This window comes from Pseudomonas sp. EB271-G4-1 (assembly GCF_058791355.1).
The window spans coordinates 15,824-33,882 of sequence record NZ_JBYTEO010000041.1 but is presented as its reverse complement, the minus strand read 5'-3'; the positions used below and the strand labels follow the sequence as shown (position 1 = coordinate 33,882).

The 18,059-nt window shown below is 59.5% G+C and carries 17 protein-coding genes; 11 read left to right on the top strand and 6 right to left on the bottom strand.

The genetic code is table 11. The annotated features are described in order from the left end of the window. Window positions 1-76: 76 nt before the first annotated feature. A complete protein-coding gene (locus AC3WWR_RS20135) occupies window positions 77-2,440 on the top strand; it encodes a hybrid sensor histidine kinase/response regulator (protein ID WP_080725399.1) in 2,364 nt (787 codons plus the stop codon). Here the strand turns inward: AC3WWR_RS20135 and AC3WWR_RS20130 are convergent. The 3 genes from AC3WWR_RS20130 to msrB form a co-directional block, all read right to left on the bottom strand. After that, window positions 2,424-2,885 (bottom strand): MarR family winged helix-turn-helix transcriptional regulator, encoded by a 462-nt coding sequence (locus AC3WWR_RS20130; protein WP_020796804.1) that lies wholly within the window; start codon window positions 2,883-2,885, stop codon window positions 2,424-2,426. The two genes, AC3WWR_RS20135 and AC3WWR_RS20130, sit on opposite strands and share 17 nt — an antisense overlap. After that, window positions 2,882-3,367 (bottom strand): glutathione peroxidase, encoded by a 486-nt coding sequence (locus tag AC3WWR_RS20125; protein ID WP_020796803.1) that lies wholly within the window; start codon window positions 3,365-3,367, stop codon window positions 2,882-2,884. The genes AC3WWR_RS20130 and AC3WWR_RS20125 overlap by 4 nt, the downstream gene beginning before the upstream one ends. A 210-nt stretch (window positions 3,368-3,577) precedes the next feature. Then, window positions 3,578-3,973 (bottom strand): peptide-methionine (R)-S-oxide reductase MsrB, encoded by a 396-nt coding sequence (msrB, locus tag AC3WWR_RS20120; protein ID WP_020796802.1) that lies wholly within the window; start codon window positions 3,971-3,973, stop codon window positions 3,578-3,580. 226 nt (window positions 3,974-4,199) lie between these two features. Here msrB and AC3WWR_RS20115 point away from each other — a divergent pair, with 226 nt between their 5' ends. After that, window positions 4,200-5,411, top strand: a complete 1,212-nt coding sequence (locus AC3WWR_RS20115) for a pyridoxal phosphate-dependent aminotransferase (protein WP_007983502.1) — start codon at window positions 4,200-4,202, stop codon at window positions 5,409-5,411. 316 nt (window positions 5,412-5,727) lie between these two features. Further along, entirely contained in the window at window positions 5,728-6,618 is an 891-nt protein-coding gene (gene htpX, locus AC3WWR_RS20110; RefSeq protein WP_020796800.1) for a protease HtpX, read from the top strand. Between the two features lie 188 nt (window positions 6,619-6,806). Here htpX and AC3WWR_RS20105 read toward each other — a convergent pair whose 3' ends face one another. Next, window positions 6,807-7,463: a thiopurine S-methyltransferase gene (locus AC3WWR_RS20105; RefSeq protein ID WP_020796799.1), complete on the bottom strand. Its 657-nt coding sequence runs from the start codon at window positions 7,461-7,463 to the stop codon at window positions 6,807-6,809. 102 nt (window positions 7,464-7,565) lie between these two features. Here AC3WWR_RS20105 and AC3WWR_RS20100 point away from each other — a divergent pair, with 102 nt between their 5' ends. Then, on the top strand, window positions 7,566-8,333 hold the full coding sequence (locus AC3WWR_RS20100; protein WP_151143103.1) for a DODA-type extradiol aromatic ring-opening family dioxygenase: 768 nt from the start codon (window positions 7,566-7,568) through the stop codon (window positions 8,331-8,333). 25 nt (window positions 8,334-8,358) lie between these two features. Here AC3WWR_RS20100 and phnR read toward each other — a convergent pair whose 3' ends face one another. Continuing rightward, window positions 8,359-9,072 (bottom strand): phosphonate utilization transcriptional regulator PhnR, encoded by a 714-nt coding sequence (gene phnR / locus AC3WWR_RS20095; protein ID WP_151143105.1) that lies wholly within the window; start codon window positions 9,070-9,072, stop codon window positions 8,359-8,361. A 350-nt stretch (window positions 9,073-9,422) separates the two neighbouring features. On the opposite strand from phnR, the gene AC3WWR_RS20090 reads away from it, so the two are divergent. From AC3WWR_RS20090 to AC3WWR_RS20065, 6 genes are all read left to right on the top strand, one after another. After that, the gene (locus AC3WWR_RS20090; protein WP_020796796.1) at window positions 9,423-10,487 is read left to right on the top strand and encodes an ABC transporter substrate-binding protein; all 1,065 of its coding nucleotides are present in this window, start codon (window positions 9,423-9,425) and stop codon (window positions 10,485-10,487) included. Between the two features lie 127 nt (window positions 10,488-10,614). Continuing rightward, a complete protein-coding gene (locus AC3WWR_RS20085) occupies window positions 10,615-11,421 on the top strand; it encodes an alkaline phosphatase family protein (RefSeq protein ID WP_151143107.1) in 807 nt (268 codons plus the stop codon). Window positions 11,422-11,426: 5 nt separating this feature from the next. Beyond that, a complete protein-coding gene (locus AC3WWR_RS20080) occupies window positions 11,427-12,263 on the top strand; it encodes an ABC transporter permease (protein ID WP_179057481.1) in 837 nt (278 codons plus the stop codon). Then, complete coding sequence (locus AC3WWR_RS20075; RefSeq protein ID WP_020796793.1) at window positions 12,250-13,050, top strand: ABC transporter permease; 801 nt, start codon at window positions 12,250-12,252, stop codon at window positions 13,048-13,050. Before AC3WWR_RS20080 ends, AC3WWR_RS20075 begins: the two co-directional genes overlap by 14 nt. Next, window positions 13,047-14,036, top strand: coding sequence for an ABC transporter ATP-binding protein (locus tag AC3WWR_RS20070; protein ID WP_020796792.1), 990 nt, complete (start codon window positions 13,047-13,049; stop codon window positions 14,034-14,036). The genes AC3WWR_RS20075 and AC3WWR_RS20070 overlap by 4 nt, the downstream gene beginning before the upstream one ends. A 34-nt stretch (window positions 14,037-14,070) precedes the next feature. Continuing rightward, complete coding sequence (locus AC3WWR_RS20065; protein ID WP_020796791.1) at window positions 14,071-14,724, top strand: HAD family hydrolase; 654 nt, start codon at window positions 14,071-14,073, stop codon at window positions 14,722-14,724. A gap of 122 nt (window positions 14,725-14,846) precedes the next feature. On the opposite strand, the gene AC3WWR_RS20060 is transcribed toward AC3WWR_RS20065, so the two are convergent. Then, window positions 14,847-15,809 (bottom strand): zinc-binding dehydrogenase, encoded by a 963-nt coding sequence (locus tag AC3WWR_RS20060; protein ID WP_020796790.1) that lies wholly within the window; start codon window positions 15,807-15,809, stop codon window positions 14,847-14,849. A 139-nt stretch (window positions 15,810-15,948) separates the two neighbouring features. On the opposite strand from AC3WWR_RS20060, the gene AC3WWR_RS20055 reads away from it, so the two are divergent. Then, window positions 15,949-18,030, top strand: coding sequence for a carboxy terminal-processing peptidase (locus AC3WWR_RS20055; RefSeq protein ID WP_162276367.1), 2,082 nt, complete (start codon window positions 15,949-15,951; stop codon window positions 18,028-18,030). The last annotated feature ends 29 nt before the right edge of the window (window positions 18,031-18,059 follow it).

Sequence of the window (18,059 nt, the reverse complement as noted above, 5' to 3'; positions counted from 1 at the left end):
GCAACGAAATACAGCGTTCGATGAACGGTCAACCGCCCTGTAGCGGGGCTCGCGGGATCACCCTGCATGATCGACTATGCTTGAGCAGCGAAGGAAAACGGAAGTGATTCAACACCCCATGGACATCAAGTTCACCAACCGGCTGTCTTACAAACAAGCGCGGCTCACCGTGCTGGTCGGTTTTGTTCTGGGTATGCTGCTCAGCGTGCTGCAAATAGGCATCGATTATGCCAGTGAAGACGCCTCCATCAACCGCGAAATCCTGTCTTTACTCGAAATCAGTCACAACCCCGCCTCGCGCATCGCCTACAACATCGACGCCGAACTCGCCCAGGAACTGACCTTGGGCCTGTTGCGCTCACCTGCGATCGTCGGAGCGAAGCTGACAGACAACAACGGCAGTATCCTGGCCAAGGTCAAGCGTCCAGGCCTGCAAAGCGACTATCGGGTCTTGAGTGACCTTCTGTTCGGGGCCAACAGGCAGTTCGAAGACCGCCTGTACCTGGATCATTTGCCCAGCGAATCCCTGGGTACCCTGCAATTGGACGTCGACACTTACTCGTTCGGCTACCGATTCCTGCGGCGGGCCGAGGTAACCCTGATCAATGGTTTCGCCCGCAGCCTGCTCCTGAGCGGTATCCTGCTGGCGCTGTTCTACGTGATGCTGACCAAGCCGTTGGTGCGGGTCATCCGCGAACTCAGTGGCCGCGATCCGCGCAGCGCGGAGCCGACCTCCCTGGAATGTCCGGCGGGGCATGCCAACGATGAAATCGGCGTACTGGTGAAAGTCGCCAACCAGCAATTCGAAAACATCGCCACCGAAATCCAGCAGCGACGCAACGCCGAAAACCGTCTGACCGACTATCTTGGCCAGCTGGAAAACATCGTTTCGGCACGCACCACCGAACTCAAGACCATCAACGCCCGGCTCAGTCAGTCCAACCAGGAGCTGGAAGTCGCGCGCAGTACCGCCCTGGACATGGCCGAAGCGCGTTCAGTGTTCCTGGCCAACATGAGCCACGAAATTCGCACACCCCTCAATGGCCTGCTGGGCATGATCGCGCTGTCGCTGGACGGCCCGCTGTCTGCCGAGCAACAGCAACAGCTGGCCATCGCCCATGACTCGGGCAAAGTGCTGGTGGAGTTGCTCAACGATATTCTCGACCTGTCGAAATTCGATGCCGGCCAGCTCGAACTCGAGCACATCCCGTTCGACCTTGGTTCGCTGGTCGAAGACACGGCCAACCTGCTGTCGCAGAACGCCGCACCGAGTGTCGAACTGACCTGCCTGATCGATCCGGACTTTCCTGCGCTGGTGCTCGGCGATCCGACACGGGTCCGGCAGATCGTCAGTAATCTGCTGTCCAATGCGCTCAAGTTCACCCGTTTTGGCCGGGTCGATGTGCGTCTGTCGACCTACCAGGATGGCGTCAGCATCGAAGTCTGCGACACCGGCATTGGCATCCCCCGGGATGCTCAGGTGAAGATCTTCAAGCCCTTCACCCAGGCCGGGGCCGGGATCACCCGACAATTTGGCGGCACCGGGTTGGGTTTGGCCCTGACCCACAACTTGTGTGAAGCCATGCAAGGCCGGCTAACCATCAGTTCTGAACCCGGTTTCGGCAGCCAGTTCTGCGCGCAACTGCCCCTGCCCAGTCACACCCGGGCACTGGCCCCGGCTCCCCTGCAGGGCAAGGTCATCGCGATTACCGCCGCCAGCAGCGGTCTGGCGGAACTGCTGAGCCGTGTATTGCCCGGGTGGGGGCTCGATTATCAGCAACGGTCGATCGATGATCCATTGCTCGGCCTGAACCCCGATGTTCTGATCACCGACTGCCCCGAGTGCCTGTTCAACCTGCGCCCTACCGTCGGTGCGCCCATCCTGCTGGTGACCGCTTACGGCAGCTTCATGCCCAGCGAACAAGTCAGCGCCCTCGCCCCCCTGCAGCAGCAGGCGCGCCCACTGGCACGCAATGCGCTGTATCAGACTTTGCGACGAATCTTGCTGGCGCAAACCGACACCCCCATCGATACCCGCGTCGATAGCCACGTCCCGCAGCGACGTGCGCGAGTGCTGCTGGTGGAGGACAACCCGGTCAACCAACTGGTGGCCAAGGGCATGCTGGGTAAACTCGGTTGCGACGTGATTGTCGCCGCGCACGGAGCCGAGGCGCTGGATCAATTGGAAGGCCGCGACTTCGATCTGGTGCTGATGGATTGCAATATGCCGGTCATGGACGGCTATGAAGCCAGTCGGCAAATCCGTCGCAGTGGTCGGTGGCCGCAACTGCCCATCGTCGCCCTGACCGCCAACGCCATGTCCGAAGAACGCGAACGCTGCCGTGCGGCGGGCATGAGCGACTACCTGGCCAAACCTTTCCGCCGGGAAGAGCTTGCCGCCCTGCTGGACGTTTGGATACCAGCTACGACAACGCCTTGATTTGCCCCAGCAAGTGGTCAAGGCCGTCGCGCAGGTCATTCAGCCGATCCAGATCCACACCGCTGTCGCATAACAGGCGGGCCTTGAGCGGCCCGACCTGATCACGCAATGCGGTGCCCTTGGGCGACAAGCTCAGGTGTACCTCGCGCTCATCGCGCGCCGAGCGCTGACGCTGAACCAGTTGCAACTGTTCAAGACGCTTGAGCAGGGGCGTCAGCGTACCGGAGTCCAACGCCAGGCGCTCACCCAGCGCCTTGACCGTCGGCTGCTCCGGGGCAACCGCCTGCCATTCCCACAACACCAGCATCGCCAGGTACTGCGGATAAGTCAGGCCCAACTGATCGAGCATCGGCTTGTAGGCGCGAATGACCGCGCGGGACGCCGCATACAGTTTGAAGCAGAGCTGGCTGTCGAGGCTCAGCGAGTCGACGGACAAGCTGTTCATTTGAGCAGTGCTTCGATCTCACCGCTCAAGTCCTGCGGCTTGGTCGCTGGTGCGAAGCGCTTGACCAGCTGGCCGTCCTTGCCGATCAGGAATTTGGTGAAATTCCACTTGATACCTTGGGAACCGAGCACACCCGGTGCACGCTTTTTCAACTGCACAAACAAGGGATGGGCGCCGTCGCCATTGACTTCAATCTTTTTGAACAGCGGGAAACTGACACCGTAGTTCAGCTCGCAGAACTCGCTGATCGCCCCTTCGTTGCCCGGTTCCTGCTTGCCGAATTGATTGCAGGGGAAGCCAAGCACCACCAGGCCTTGATCCTTGTAGGTCTGCCACAGTTCCTCAAGGCCTTTGTATTGCGGGGTGAAACCGCATTTGCTGGCGGTGTTGACCACCAATACCGCCTTGCCGGCGAAATCCGCCAAGGTTTTTTGTTCGCCCTTGATGGTGGTGCAAGGGATGCTCAGGAGGTTGTCGCTCATGATCGAGGCACTCGAAAAGGGGTGATGCGACAAACATAGCGAGCAATTGAATTGTGTGCAATCTAATAAATCCCACCTGCCCCTCAATCCACACTCAATCCCTGTAGGAGCTGCCGCAGGCTGCGATCTTTTGATCTTGATCTTTCGCGATTGAGAGAAAAAACAAAGATCAAAAGATCGCAGCCTGCGGCAGCTCCTACAGGGTTCGCGTTACGAGCGGGGTACCAGGTCCAGGCACACCGAGTTGATGCAGTAACGCAGGCCGGTTGGCGGCGGGCCATCCGGGAATACGTGGCCCAGGTGCGCGTCACATTTGGCGCAGACCACTTCGGTGCGGATCATGCCGTGGCTGACATCACGAATCTCGGTCATGGCGCTATCGCCGATCGGCGCATAAAAGCTTGGCCAGCCACAGCCGGAATCGAACTTGGTGCTGGAATCGAACAACGGCTCGCTACAGCAGATGCAGTGGTAGATACCGTCGGTCTTGGTGCCGTTGTACTTGCCGGAAAACGGGCGTTCGGTGCCCTTGAGGCGGCAAACGTTGTACTGCTCGGGATCGAGCATGGCTTTCCATTCTTCCAGGGTTTTTTCCAACTTTTCCATCATCACACCTCAGCAACTGAAAAAGCCCGATCTGTACCTTTTCCACGGATCGGGCGGCACGTATGATTGCGCCTCGTCAAACGCCAGTCTGGCAGCCAGACCACGCGCATTCAAACGGATTTATGGGTGCTGCCTCTCAAGGCGTCAGGCCTGTGTGATTACGCAGGATTCCCAGCACGGTTGTCCACACACCGCCTGGATCGTTCATTTTCGGGAACACATCGCCATGCAGGTCAGCAAATCGAACAAGCTCGCCAACGTCTGCTACGACATTCGCGGCCCAGTGCTCAAGCACGCCAAACGCCTGGAAGAGGAAGGCCATCGCATCCTCAAGCTGAACATCGGCAACCCGGCGCCCTTTGGTTTCGAAGCGCCGGACGAAATCCTTCAGGACGTGATCCGCAATCTGCCCACCGCCCAGGGCTACAGCGACTCCAAGGGCCTGTTCAGCGCGCGCAAGGCCGTGATGCAGTACTACCAGCAAAAGCAGGTGGAAGGCGTCGGCATTGAAGACATCTACCTGGGCAACGGCGTTTCCGAGCTGATCGTGATGTCGATGCAGGCCCTGCTCAACAACGGCGACGAAGTGCTGGTACCGGCGCCCGACTACCCGTTGTGGACCGCCGCGGTAAGCCTCTCGGGCGGCAACCCGGTGCATTACCTGTGCGACGAGCAAGCCAACTGGTGGCCGGACCTGGCGGACATCAAGGCCAAGATCACCCCGAACACCAAGGCACTGGTGATCATCAACCCGAACAACCCGACCGGTGCGGTGTACTCCAAAGAAGTCCTGCTGGGCATGCTGGAGCTGGCCCGCCAGCACAACCTGGTGGTGTTTTCCGACGAAATCTACGACAAGATCCTGTACGACGACGCCGTGCACATCTGCACCGCGTCTTTGGCGCCGGACCTGCTGTGCCTGACCTTCAACGGCCTGTCCAAGTCCTATCGAGTGGCCGGTTTCCGTTCCGGCTGGATCGCCATTTCCGGACCGAAACACCACGCCCAGAGCTACATCGAAGGCATCGACATGCTGGCTAACATGCGCCTGTGCGCCAACGTGCCGAGCCAGCACGCGATCCAGACTGCACTGGGTGGCTATCAAAGCATCAACGACCTGGTGCTGCCGCCAGGGCGCCTGCTGGAGCAGCGTAACCGCACCTGGGAACTGCTCAACGACATTCCTGGCGTGAGCTGCGTCAAACCGATGGGCGCACTGTATGCGTTCCCGCGGATCGACCCGAAGGTCTGCCCGATCCACAACGACGAAAAATTCGTCCTCGACCTGCTGCTCTCGGAGAAGCTGCTGGTGGTGCAAGGCACGGCGTTCAACTGGCCATGGCCCGACCACTTCCGCGTCGTGACCCTGCCGCGCGTCGATGACCTGGACATGGCCATCGGACGCATTGGCAATTTCCTCAAATCCTATCGCCAATAAGCAGCCAGTCACCGTGCGATACCAAAAACATCGCACGGTGATTCATTCTGCAACATATGCTCGCGCCCTACCCGTGACCTCACTCCCGATGCCCGTGCACGACCCCATTGCCTGGTCACATCGAGTAACGACGGGCACTTTGTTGCCGGTTGGCTGGCAAATCACTTTGCCATCCCTTGTCAGAAATGCCCTGCAAACAGCTACGCTATTGCTGTAGGACACAGTTTGAAATAGTCACTCGGTTGAATACCCCGTTGCGGCACCTTATATACCCCGCAGTACGCTACATCTTTAGCTTGAGGAGATTTCTACAACCATGATGCGCATCCTGCTGTTCTTGGCCACTAACCTGGCGGTCGTGCTGATTGCCAGCATCACCCTGAGCCTTTTCGGCTTCAACGGGTTCATGGCGGCCAATGGGGTTGATCTCAACCTCAATCAGCTGCTGATTTTCTGTGCGGTCTTCGGTTTTGCCGGTTCCCTGTTCTCGCTGTTCATCTCCAAGTGGATGGCGAAGATGAGCACCAGCACCCAAATCATCAGCCAGCCACGCACGCGTCACGAGCAATGGCTGCTGCAAACGGTCGAGCAACTGTCCCGCGAAGCCGGGATCAAGATGCCGGAAGTCGGGATCTTCCCGGCCTATGAGGCGAACGCGTTTGCCACCGGCTGGAACAAGAACGACGCACTGGTCGCGGTCAGCCAGGGCCTGCTGGAGCGTTTCTCGCCGGATGAAGTGAAAGCCGTCCTGGCCCACGAAATCGGCCACGTGGCCAATGGCGACATGGTGACCCTGGCCTTGATCCAGGGCGTAGTGAACACCTTCGTGATGTTCTTCGCACGGATCATCGGCAACTTTGTCGACAAGGTGATCTTCAAGAACGAAGAAGGCCAGGGCATTGCCTACTACATAGCCACCATTTTCGCCGAACTGGTCCTGGGTATCCTGGCCAGTGCCATCGTCATGTGGTTCTCGCGCAAGCGCGAATTCCGCGCGGACGAAGCCGGTGCACGCCTGGCCGGTACCAACGCGATGATTGGCGCACTGCAACGCCTGCGCGCGGAACAGGGCCTGCCGGTGCATATGCCTGACACCCTGAATGCCTTCGGCATCAACGGTGGCATCAAACAGGGCTTCGCCCGCATGTTCATGAGCCACCCGCCGCTGGAAGAGCGTATCGACGCACTGGCGCGTCGTCGCGGCTGAACGCTGGCGATATAAACAAGAAGGCCCGCAATGATGCGGGCCTTTTTTTGCCTGCTGATTTATACGGCGCTCATCAGGGCCCCTTCGCGGGCAAGCCCGCTCCCACAGTTGGCCGAGTTATCAAGATGAATGAGGTCTAATGTGGGAGCGGGCTTGCCCGCGAAGGGGCCGGCACTGGCGGCTACAACCTATCGGCTGGAAACCCGATACACCCGCTCTTCAAGCCGCGTAACGCCTGCCTCCAGAAATTTGCCGCTCTCGCTCAACACATCCTGGTCTTCGAGGGTCTTCAGCGTCCACGAAGCACCGAACAACCGCTGCACTTCTTCATCGAGCACGGCAAAAGGCGGCCCCTCCATTTGCGCCTGGTCGTAGTCCAGGGTAATCAACAACCCGTTGGAGCCCTTGGGCAGGATCCGCGTCAAATGAGCTGCATAGCGCTCACGCATTGGCGCGGGCAACGCAATCAATGCGGCTCGATCATAGACGGCCGAGCAGTCGGCGACATCGCCTGGCGTCAGATCGAAGAAATCGCCACACCACAGCTCGATGGAACCTGCGCGATATACCTTGAAAGGTCCTTGTTCATCCACTGCTGGATCAAATTGATGCTCGCTGAAGAAATCCTCGACAGCCTTTTCCGACAGTTCGATCCCCAGCACCTCATGGCCTCGCTGCGCCAGCCACAGCAGGTCCAGGCTCTTGCCGCATAACGGCACCAGTACGCGAGCGCCCTCCTCCAGGCCCAGCGCCGGCCAGAATCGCTGGAGATACGGGTTCACTTGCGGCAAGTGAAAACCGATCTGATTCGATTTCCATTTTTTGTGCCAAAACTCCGGCTGCATAAATAACCCCAAAATTCGATCAAAACACCCTAAAACTTATATTAGATTTAGATCAATGATCTGACAGAAGATGGCTCTATCTTAACTCTCAGGAGCTCATCCATGTTCCCCAGCCTCTACATATCCCATGGTTCGCCAATGCTGGCCCTTGAACCTGGCGCCAGTGGGCCGGCCCTCGCTCGCCTGGCGACAGAGATGCCCAGGCCAGACGCTATCGTGATTGTCTCTGCGCATTGGGAAAGCGATGAACTGCTGGTCGGCGGCAACCCGCAGCCGGACACCTGGCATGACTTTGGCGGTTTTCCACGGGCCCTGTTCGAGGTGCAATACCCGGCCCCCGGCAACCCCGACCTGGCCGCACAGGTGGTCAATATGTTACAGGCCAACGCCCTTCCTGCCCGCATCGACAGCACTCGACCGTTCGATCATGGTGTCTGGGTGCCGCTGTCGTTGATGTATCCGCAGGCCGATATCCCGATTGTTCAGGTTTCACTGCCTACCCGAGGCGGTCCCGCGCTACAGGCCCGCGTTGGCAAGGCCCTGAGCGGCTTGCGTGAACAGGGCGTGCTGTTGATCGGTTCCGGCAGCATTACTCACAACCTGCGAGAGCTGGACTGGCATGCCGGCCCCGAGAGCGTACAACCCTGGGCCAAGGTATTTCGCGACTGGATGATCGACAAGCTGGCGGCCAACGATGAAGCCGCCTTGCACGACTATCGCCGGCAAGCACCGAACGCGGTGCGTAACCATCCCAGCGATGAACATCTGTTGCCGTTGTACTTTGCCCGCGGTGCCGGGGGCCCATTCAGTATTGCCCACCAGGGATTCACCCTGGGCGCGCTGGGCATGGACATCTACCGTTTCGGATAAGGGCCAGAGCCTGCGGCGGCCAGGTTCAAGCCACATCGACCCCCACATGGATCGCATCGTGGCGCCAAAACTCCAGGTCACAATCGATCAGCCGCCCATGCTGATCGTAATTGACCCGGGCGATGCGCAGTCCAGGACTGCCCACCGACACCCGCAAAGCGGCCGCCGCGTCTGCCGACAACGCCGTTGGCACAATCTCGAAGCGCACCCGCCCGTAATGCAGGTCGTAGTGCCGCGCATACAGCTCGGTGATCGACTGATTCAGGTCGAAATCCAGAATGCCAGGAAAATACTGCGGATTGAGATAGTGCTCCACGTACAGCACCAGTCGCCCATCGATGCGCCGCGAACGACAGATCTGAATCACGCTCGACAATGCTGGCAACTGTAACCAGGCGCAGACCGCCGCCGATGCCGGCTGCAATCGCGCCGAAATGACTTCGGTGGACGGCACCCGCCCCTGGGCGCTGACCATGGCGTGAAAGTGGCTGCGCTGCATCAGGTTATAAGCCAGGCGCGGTGGCGACACGAACCAGCCCCGGCGCTCCTCGCGATAGATCTGACCCTGGGCTTCGAGCTGCAGCAAGGCCTCGCGTAGGGTTATGCGCGTGGTCCCAAACAACTCACTGAGCTTGCGTTCGGCTGGCAACTTGCTCCCCGGTGCCAGCAGCCCGTGATCGATCTGCTCCTGAAGCACCTGGCCAATGGCTGTCACCGCTTTTGTTGCCTCATCGCGCATCAACGTTACCTATCTGGACTAGACCAGCACACTTACAGGGCAGAACCGGCGAGATAACCGGCTGTTTAAAGATCCTGCAAGCGTAGGCAATGCAGATGACCGAGAGATGACATAGCCGCCCGACGGTCACCCCAATCGCGTGCAAGACATCGGCCAAGTCCTTGCGTAATGGGCCTTCGCCCATGGTCTACGCTTACCTGGCACCCGCCAATACCGGGCAAGTAAACGTTCATCGGGGCGACGAACGACATCAAAGTGTCATCGAGTCACCCTAGATTGGCTCAGGTATTGCTGACCTAGACCAACACAACCGCAATCGCAGCGTTGAAAACGCCCATAGGAGCTTCGGAATGAAACAGCTTTTCCTGGCATCACTGTTAGGCTCGACCATTGCCATGTGCACCGCCGCCATGGCGGCTGATGATTTGAAAACCCTGGAAGCCGCTGCGAGAGCGGAAGGCGCCGTCAACAGTGTCGGCATGCCCGATGACTGGGCCAACTGGAAAGGCACCTGGGAAGACCTGGCGAAGAACTACGGCCTCAAGCACATGGACACCGACATGAGCTCGGCCCAGGAAATCGCCAAGTTTGCCGCCGAGAAAGACAACGCCAGTGCCGATATAGGCGATGTGGGCGCAGCCTTTGGCCCGATCGCGGTGAAACAGAACGTTACCCAGCCCTACAAGCCATCCACCTGGGACCAGGTCCCGACCTGGGCTAAAGACAAGGACGGTCACTGGGCATTGGCCTACACCGGCACCATCGCCTTTATCGTCAACAAGAAGCTGCTGCACGGCTCCGAAGTACCGACCAAGTGGGCTGACCTCAAAACCGGCAAATACAAGGTATCGATCGGTGACGTGAGCACCGCCGCCCAGGCTGCCAACGGCGTTCTGGCGGCTGCCTATGCCAACGGTGGCGACGAGAAAAACCTGCAACCGGCTCTGGCGCTATTTGCCGACCTCGCTAAACAAGGTCGCCTGTCGATGTCCAACCCGGTCATCGGCGCCATGGAAAAAGGCGAGATCGAAGTCGGCGTGGTCTGGGACTTCAACGGCCTGAGTTACAAGGCCAAGATGGCCAATCCGGATGACTACGTGGTGCTGATCCCGTCCGATGGCTCGGTGATTTCCGGCTACACCACCATCATCAACAAATACGCCAAGAACCCGAACGCCGCCAAGCTGACCCGCGAGTACATCTTCAGCGACGCTGGCCAGATCAACCTGGCCAAGGGTAACGCCCGTCCGATCCGAGCCGAGCACCTGACCCTGCCAGCAGAGGTCCAGGCCAAGCTGCTGCCGAACGAGCAGTACAAGAAAGTCACGCCGATCAAGGATGCGGATGCGTGGGAGAAGACCTCCAAGTCCCTGCCACAGAAGTGGAACGAAGAAGTCATTGTTGAAATGAAGTAATGCTTCATCCGTAGGAGCCGGCTTGCTGGCGATACAGTCAACGCGGTCTCTTTGAGCATCGCGTTTATCCAATCGCCAGCAAGCCGGCTCCTGCGGGTTTGGAGAACATCCACGGAGTTTTGCCCCCATGAAACACAACGTCATCCTTGTCGTGCTCGACGGCCTCAACTACGAGGTCGCCCGTCACGCCATGGGGCACCTGCAGGCCTACGTCGGCGCAGGACGCGCCGCACTCTACAAGCTGGAATGCGAGCTGCCGTCCTTGTCCCGACCGCTCTACGAATGCATCCTCACCGGCGTCACGCCGATCGACAGCGGCATCGTTCACAACAACGTCTCGCGCCTGTCCAACCAGCGCAGCATTTATCACTACGCCACCGCTGCCGGCCTGAAAACCGCCGCCGCGGCCTATCACTGGGTCAGTGAGTTGTATAACCGATCGCCGTTCGTGGCGGCCCGGGATCGCCATACCGACGACCCAAGCCTGCCAATCCAGCACGGGCACTTCTACTGGAACGACCACTACCCCGACTCACACCTGTTCGCCGACGCCGAAAACCTGCGCCTGCGCCACGCACCGAATTTCCTGCTGGTGCACCCGATGAACATCGACGACGCCGGGCACAAGCACGGCCTCGACACCTCGCAATACCGCAACAGCGCGCGCTCGGCGGACATCATCATCGCCGACTACCTGCAAGGCTGGCTCGACGCCGGGTATCAGGTGCTGGTGACCGCTGACCACGGCATGAACAGTGACCGCTCCCATAACGGCTTGCTACCCGAGGAGCGTGAAGTGCCGCTGTTCGTCCTCGGCGACGCCTTCAGTTTCAATGCCGGCGCCACACCCAAGCAAACAGAACTGTGCGGCACCGTGTGCGAATTACTGGGTGTCCCCCACGACAAGCCGATCTGCCGGGAGCTACTCAAGTGAACGCCATGACCCGCGGCAAATGGCTGGCAGCCCTTTGCCTGATACCTTTCGCGCTGTTTTTCTTCGTGTTCCAACTCGCGCCGCTGTTCTGGGTGATGATCAACAGCCTGCAATCGGAAGAGTTCGGCTGGGGCCTGGCCAATTTCACCAAAATCTTCAACTCGAAATTCTACCTGCAGGCGATCCGGTACAGCCTCGAAATCAGTTTCTGGTCCAGCGTGTTCGGCATCATCATTGCCGTACTTGGCGCCTATTCCTTGCGCCGCGTCGACTCCAGACTGCGTAATTTCGTCAATGCCTTTGCCAACATGACCAGTAACTTCTCCGGGGTACCGTTGGCGTTCGCCTTCATCATTTTGCTGGGCTTCAACGGCAGCTTCACCATCATGCTCAAGCAGGCCGGGATCATTCAGGACTTCAACCTGTACTCGAAAACCGGGCTGATCATTCTCTACACCTACTTCCAGATTCCCCTGGGCGTGTTGCTGCTGTACCCCGCCTTCGATGCGCTGCGCGAAGACTGGCGCGAATCCGCCGCGTTGCTCGGTGCCAACGGCTGGCAGTTCTGGCGCCACATCGGCCTGCCGGTGCTGACTCCGGCCCTGCTCGGCACCTTCGTGATCCTGCTGGCCAACGCCCTCGGCGCCTACGCCACGGTGTACGCCCTGACTACCGGCAACTTCAACGTGCTGACGATCCGGATCGCCGCGATGGTGTCGGGCGATATTTCCCTGGACCCGAACCTGGCCAGTGCCCTGGCCGTGGTGCTGGTGGCATTGATGACCCTGGTGACCATCGTCCATCAACTGCTGTTGAAGAGGAGCTACCATGTCTCGCGCTGAATTAGGGGCTGCCGGCATCTACCATCGGGTGGTGGTCTACCTGCTGTTTGCAATCATGCTGCTGCCGCTGATCGGCACCTTTGTCTATTCGATTTCCAGCAGTTGGTCGGCCACCATTCTACCCAGCGGTTTCAGTATCAAATGGTATGCGCAGCTGTGGAGCGATCCGCGCTTCCTGAGCGCTTTCGGCCAGTCACTGCTGGTTTGTGTCGGTGCGCTGATCCTGGCGGTCGTGCTGATCCTGCCGCTGCTGTTCGTGGTGCATTACCACTTCCCCAAACTCGATGCGCTGATGAACATCCTGATCCTGCTGCCCTTTGCCGTACCGCCCGTGGTGTCATCGGTGGGGCTTTTGCAGCTCTATGGCTCCGGGCCGTTTGCGATGGTCGGCACGCCATGGATCCTGATCGGCTGTTATTTCACCGTAGCGCTGCCGTTCATGTACCGCGCCATCACCAACAACCTGCAAGCAATCAACCTGCGCGACCTGATGGACGCCGCCCAGTTGCTCGGCGCGAGCACCTTCCAGGCTGCATTCCTGGTGGTGCTGCCGAACCTGCGCAAAGGCTTGATGGTGGCGCTGCTGCTGTCGTTCTCGTTCCTGTTCGGTGAGTTCGTGTTCGCCAACATCCTCGTCGGCACTCGCTACGAAACCCTGCAGGTTTATCTCAACAACATGCGCAACAGTAGCGGTCACTTCACCAGTGCGCTGGTGATTTCCTACTTCCTCTTTGTGCTGGTCTTGACCTGGATTGCCAATATCTTGAACAGGGACAAAAGCGAATGAGCTATGTCAGCGTCCAACATCTGCAGAAAAACTACTCGGGCACCACAGTATTCAGCGACATCAACTGCGAAATCCAGAAAGGCGAGTTCGTAACCCTGCTGGGCCCGTCCGGTTGCGGCAAGTCCACGTTGCTGCGCTGCATCGCCGGGCTGACATCGGTCGATGGCGGCAAGATCCTGCTCGATGGCGTCGATATCGTGCCGTTAAGCCCGCAAAAACGCGGGATCGGCATGGTGTTCCAGAGTTACGCGCTGTTCCCCAACATGACCGTTGAGCAGAATGTCGCCTTCGGTTTACGCATGCAGAAAGTCAACGCTGACGACAGCCAGAAGCGTGTCGCAGAAGTATTGAAACTGGTGGAGCTGCAAGATTTTGCCGCCCGTTATCCGCATCAGTTGTCCGGCGGCCAATGCCAGCGCGTCGCCCTCGCCCGTTCGCTGGTAACCCGGCCCAGGCTGTTGCTGCTGGACGAACCGCTGTCAGCCCTGGATGCGCGGATTCGCAAGCACCTGCGCGAACAAATCCGTCAGATCCAGCGCGAACTGGGCCTGACCACCATCTTCGTCACTCACGATCAGGAAGAAGCGCTGACGATGTCCGACCGCATTTTCCTGATGAACCAGGGAAAGATCGTACAAAGCGGTGACGCTGAAACCCTTTACACCGCACCGGTGGACGTTTTCGCCGCCGGTTTCATCGGCAACTACAATTTGCTGGACGCCGACAGCGCGTCGAAGCTGTTGCAACGGCCGATCAAGCACCGCATCGCCATTCGCCCGGAGGCCATCGAACTGAGCCTCGACGGCGATCTCGACGCCCAGGTGCGCAGCCACAGCCTGCTGGGCAACGTGATTCGCTACCGGATCGAAGCCCGCGGCGTGGAACTGGTGGTGGATGTGCTCAACCGCTCGGCGTCCGACCTGCATCCCGATGGTCAGCGCCTGGCGCTTTCCATCGATCCGACGGCCCTGCGTGAGGTAGCCTGATGCCCTTGCTGAAGTTGAAGAGAGAACTGCACTGATGGCCCTGGCAATTTTTGATCTGGACGAAACCCTGATCCACGGCGACTGCGCCTCGTTGTGGAGCGAACAAATGGTCCGCCTCGGCTGGGTCGACGGCGAATCCTTCCTGCGTCGCGACAAGGAATTGATGGACGCCTACGGCAGGGGGCACCTGGCCATGGAGGACTACATGGCCTTCAGCCTGGAACCCTTGATCGGCCGAACTCCCGCAGAAGTCGAGCACTTGGTCGGCCCTTGGGTGGAAGACTTTATCGAACCGATCATCTTCAGCGACGCCACCAAAACCATCGCCGCCCACCGCAAGGCCGGCGACCGGATCCTGGTGATCTCGGCCTCGGGCGTCCATTTGGTCAAGCCGATTGCCGAACGCCTGGGCATCGATGAAATCCTGGGTATCGAACTGGAAGTGGCACACGGGGCCTATACCGGCAAGACCGTCGGCACCCTGACCTACCGCGAAGGCAAGATCACCCGGTTGCTGGAGTGGCTGGATGCCGAAGAGGAAAACCTGGAAGGCGCGAGTTTCTACTCGGACTCACGCAATGATTTGCCGTTGTTGCTGAAGGTCGATTACCCGCACGTGGTGAACCCCGACCCGGTGTTGCTTGAGCAGGCGCAAAAGGCCGGCTGGCCAATCCACACCTGGAAATAGTACCTCGCCCTGATCATTCCCACGCTCCGCGTGGGAATGCAGCCCGGGACGCAGAGCGTCCCAGAGCCGAACGCGGAGCGTCCGACGAGGCATTCCCACGCAGAGCGTAGGAACGATCGGTATCAGAGCAGGCTTTCGTCAATCACCAACACCAACTTCCCCGCCACCTTGTTACTCGCCAACTCGGCAAACGCCGCTTCGGCGTCCTTGATCGGGAAAGCCTTGGCCAGTTGCGGGCTCAAGCGTTTATCCGCAAACAGCGGCCAGACGTGCTGGCGCAGATCGCTGAACAGATCCGCCTTGAACTGATCATCGCGGCTGCGCAGGGTCGAGCCCAGCAACTGCACACGCTTGGCCAGCACCTGCGCCAGGTCGAGCGTGGCCTCGCGGCCGCCCATCAGACCGATCAGCACCCAACGGCCATCAGTCGCCATCAGTTTCAGGTTCAACGCTGCGTAGTTGCCGCCCACCGGATCGAGGACGACGTCGAATGGCCCCAAGTCGCGCAGGCTGTCCAGTTCATCAGTGCGCACCACACCGCCCTGAGCGCCGAGCGCTTCGCAATAGGCCAGGCGCTCAGCAGAGCCGACACTGACCCAGCACGGATTGCCGAACGCCTTGCACAGCTGAATGGCAGCTGAACCGATTCCACTCGCTCCGGCGTGCAACAGCACTTTTTCACCGGGCTTGAGATGCGCAAGCTGAAACAAGTTCAACCAGACGGTTGCGTAGACTTCCGGCAACGCGGCCGCTTCCGCCAACGACATTTCGTCGGGAACCGGCAACACGTGCCGCCCGTCGACCACCACCTCCTGGGCCATCCCGCCCCCGGCCAGCAAGGCGCAAACCCGATCGCCCACCTGCCAGGACGATCCCGGTCCGACCTCGCTGATCACCCCCGAACACTCTAGACCAAGCACTTGGCTGGCACCCGGCGGTGGCGGATAAAGACCGGCCTTCTGCAACAAGTCGGCACGATTGAGACCTGCTGCCGCCACTCGAATACGAACTTGCCCTACATCACACGCAGGACTGGGCTCTTCAACCCACACCACTTGACCGTCAACGCCTTGCAATGCTTTCACAGTGCCTCCATAGTGAGTCTGGACTGAGCCCGAAGCTTGTAGCACCGGGCTTTTTGCATTATGCGACCGGCCCATGTGGAACCGGCGACTTCAAAGACGGCCTAATATGCGTTATCAATTGTCCCCGCGTCGAATCAACATGAAGCGTTTGTTCCCCAGCACTGCCCTCGCCCTTTTCATCGGTATCGGCCTGCTGCCGATGTCCGGCAATACTTTCGCAGCCAACAGCTGGGACAAGCTTCAGCCCGACCGTGACGAAGTCATCGCCAGTCTGAACGTCGTGGAGTTGCTCAAGCGCCACCACTACAGCAAGCCGCCGCTCGATGACGCGCGCTCGGTGATCATCTACGACAGCTACCTGAAATTGCTCGACCCGTCGCGCAGCTACTTCATGGCCAGCGACATCGCCGAATTCGACAAGTGGAAGACCCAGTTCGACGACTTCCTCAAGAGCGGCGACCTCAACGCCGGGTTCACCATCTACAAGCGCTACCTGGACCGCGTCAAATCGCGCCTGGACTTTGCCCTTGCCGAGCTGAACAAAGGCGTCGACAAGATCGACTTCACCAGCAAGGAAACCTTGCTGATCGACCGCAAGGATGCCCCTTGGCTCAAATCCACCGCGGAACTCGACGACCTGTGGCGCAAACGCGTCAAGGACGAAGTGCTGCGGCAGAAGATCGCCGGCAAGGATTCCAAGCAAATCCAGGAAACCCTGACCAAGCGCTACAAGAACCAGCTGGCGCGCCTGGACCAGACCCGCGCGGAAGACATCTTCCAGGCGTACATCAACACCTTCGCCATGTCCTACGACCCGCACACCAACTATCTGTCGCCGGATAACGCGGAAAACTTCGACATCAACATGAGCCTGTCCCTGGAGGGCATCGGCGCCGTATTGCAGAGCGATAACGATCAAGTCAAGGTCGTGCGCCTGGTGCCTGCGGGCCCGGCGGACAAGACCAAGCAAGTCGCACCGGCCGACAAGATCATCGGCGTTGCCCAGGGCAACAAAGAGATGGTCGACGTGGTCGGCTGGCGCCTGGACGAAGTGGTCAAGCTGATCCGCGGCCCCAAAGGCACCATCGTGCGCCTGGAAGTGATTCCGGCCAGCAATGCACCGAACGACCAGACCAGCAAGATCGTGCCGATCACTCGCGAAGCGGTGAAGCTCGAAGACCAGGCGGTGAAGAAGTCGGTGCTCAATCTCAAGCAGGATGGCAAGGACTACAAGCTCGGCGTCATCGAGATCCCGGCTTTCTACCTGGACTTCAAGGCGTTCCGTGCCGGCGATCCGGATTACAAGAGCACCACCCGCGACGTCAAGAAGCTGCTGACCGAGTTGCAAAAGGACAAGGTTGACGGCGTGGTCATCGACCTGCGCAACAACGGCGGTGGCTCCTTGCAGGAAGCCACCGAGCTGACCAGCCTGTTCATCGACAAAGGTCCGACCGTACTCGTGCGTAACGCCGATGGCCGTGTCGACGTCCTGGAAGATGAAAACCCGGGCGCCTTCTACAAAGGCCCGATGGCGTTGCTGGTCAACCGCCTGTCCGCCTCGGCTTCGGAAATTTTCGCTGGCGCCATGCAGGACTACCACCGCGCACTGATCATCGGCGGCCAGACCTTCGGCAAAGGCACCGTGCAGACCATCCAGCCGCTGAACCATGGTGAGCTCAAGCTGACCCTGGCCAAGTTCTACCGGGTTTCCGGACAGAGCACCCAGCATCAGGGCGTACTGCCGGACATCGATTACCCGTCGATCATCGATACCAAGGAAATCGGCGAAAGCGCCCTGCCCGAAGCCATGCCGTGGGACACCATCCGTGCGGCGATCAAGCCTGCGGTCGACCCGTTCAAACCGTACATCACCCAGCTCAAGTCCGAGCATGACGTACGCACGGCCAAGGACGCGGAGTTCGTGTTCATCCGTGACAAACTGGCCCTGGCGCAAAAACTGATGACGGAAAAAACCGTCAGCCTCAATGAGGCCGAGCGTCGTGCCCAGCACGCCGATATCGAAGCCAAGCAGCTTGCCATGGAGAATATCCGCCGCAAGGCCAAGGGCGAAGAGCCGCTCAAGGAGCTGAAGAAAGAAGACGAAGACGCTATCGCGGCCGAGGACGACAAGACCAAGCCGGAAGACGACGCCTACCTGAGCGAGACCGGGCGCATCCTGCTGGATTACTTGAAGCTCAATACAGCGGTAGCCAAGCACTAAGCTGATGGCAATTTAATGCTGACGCTCCC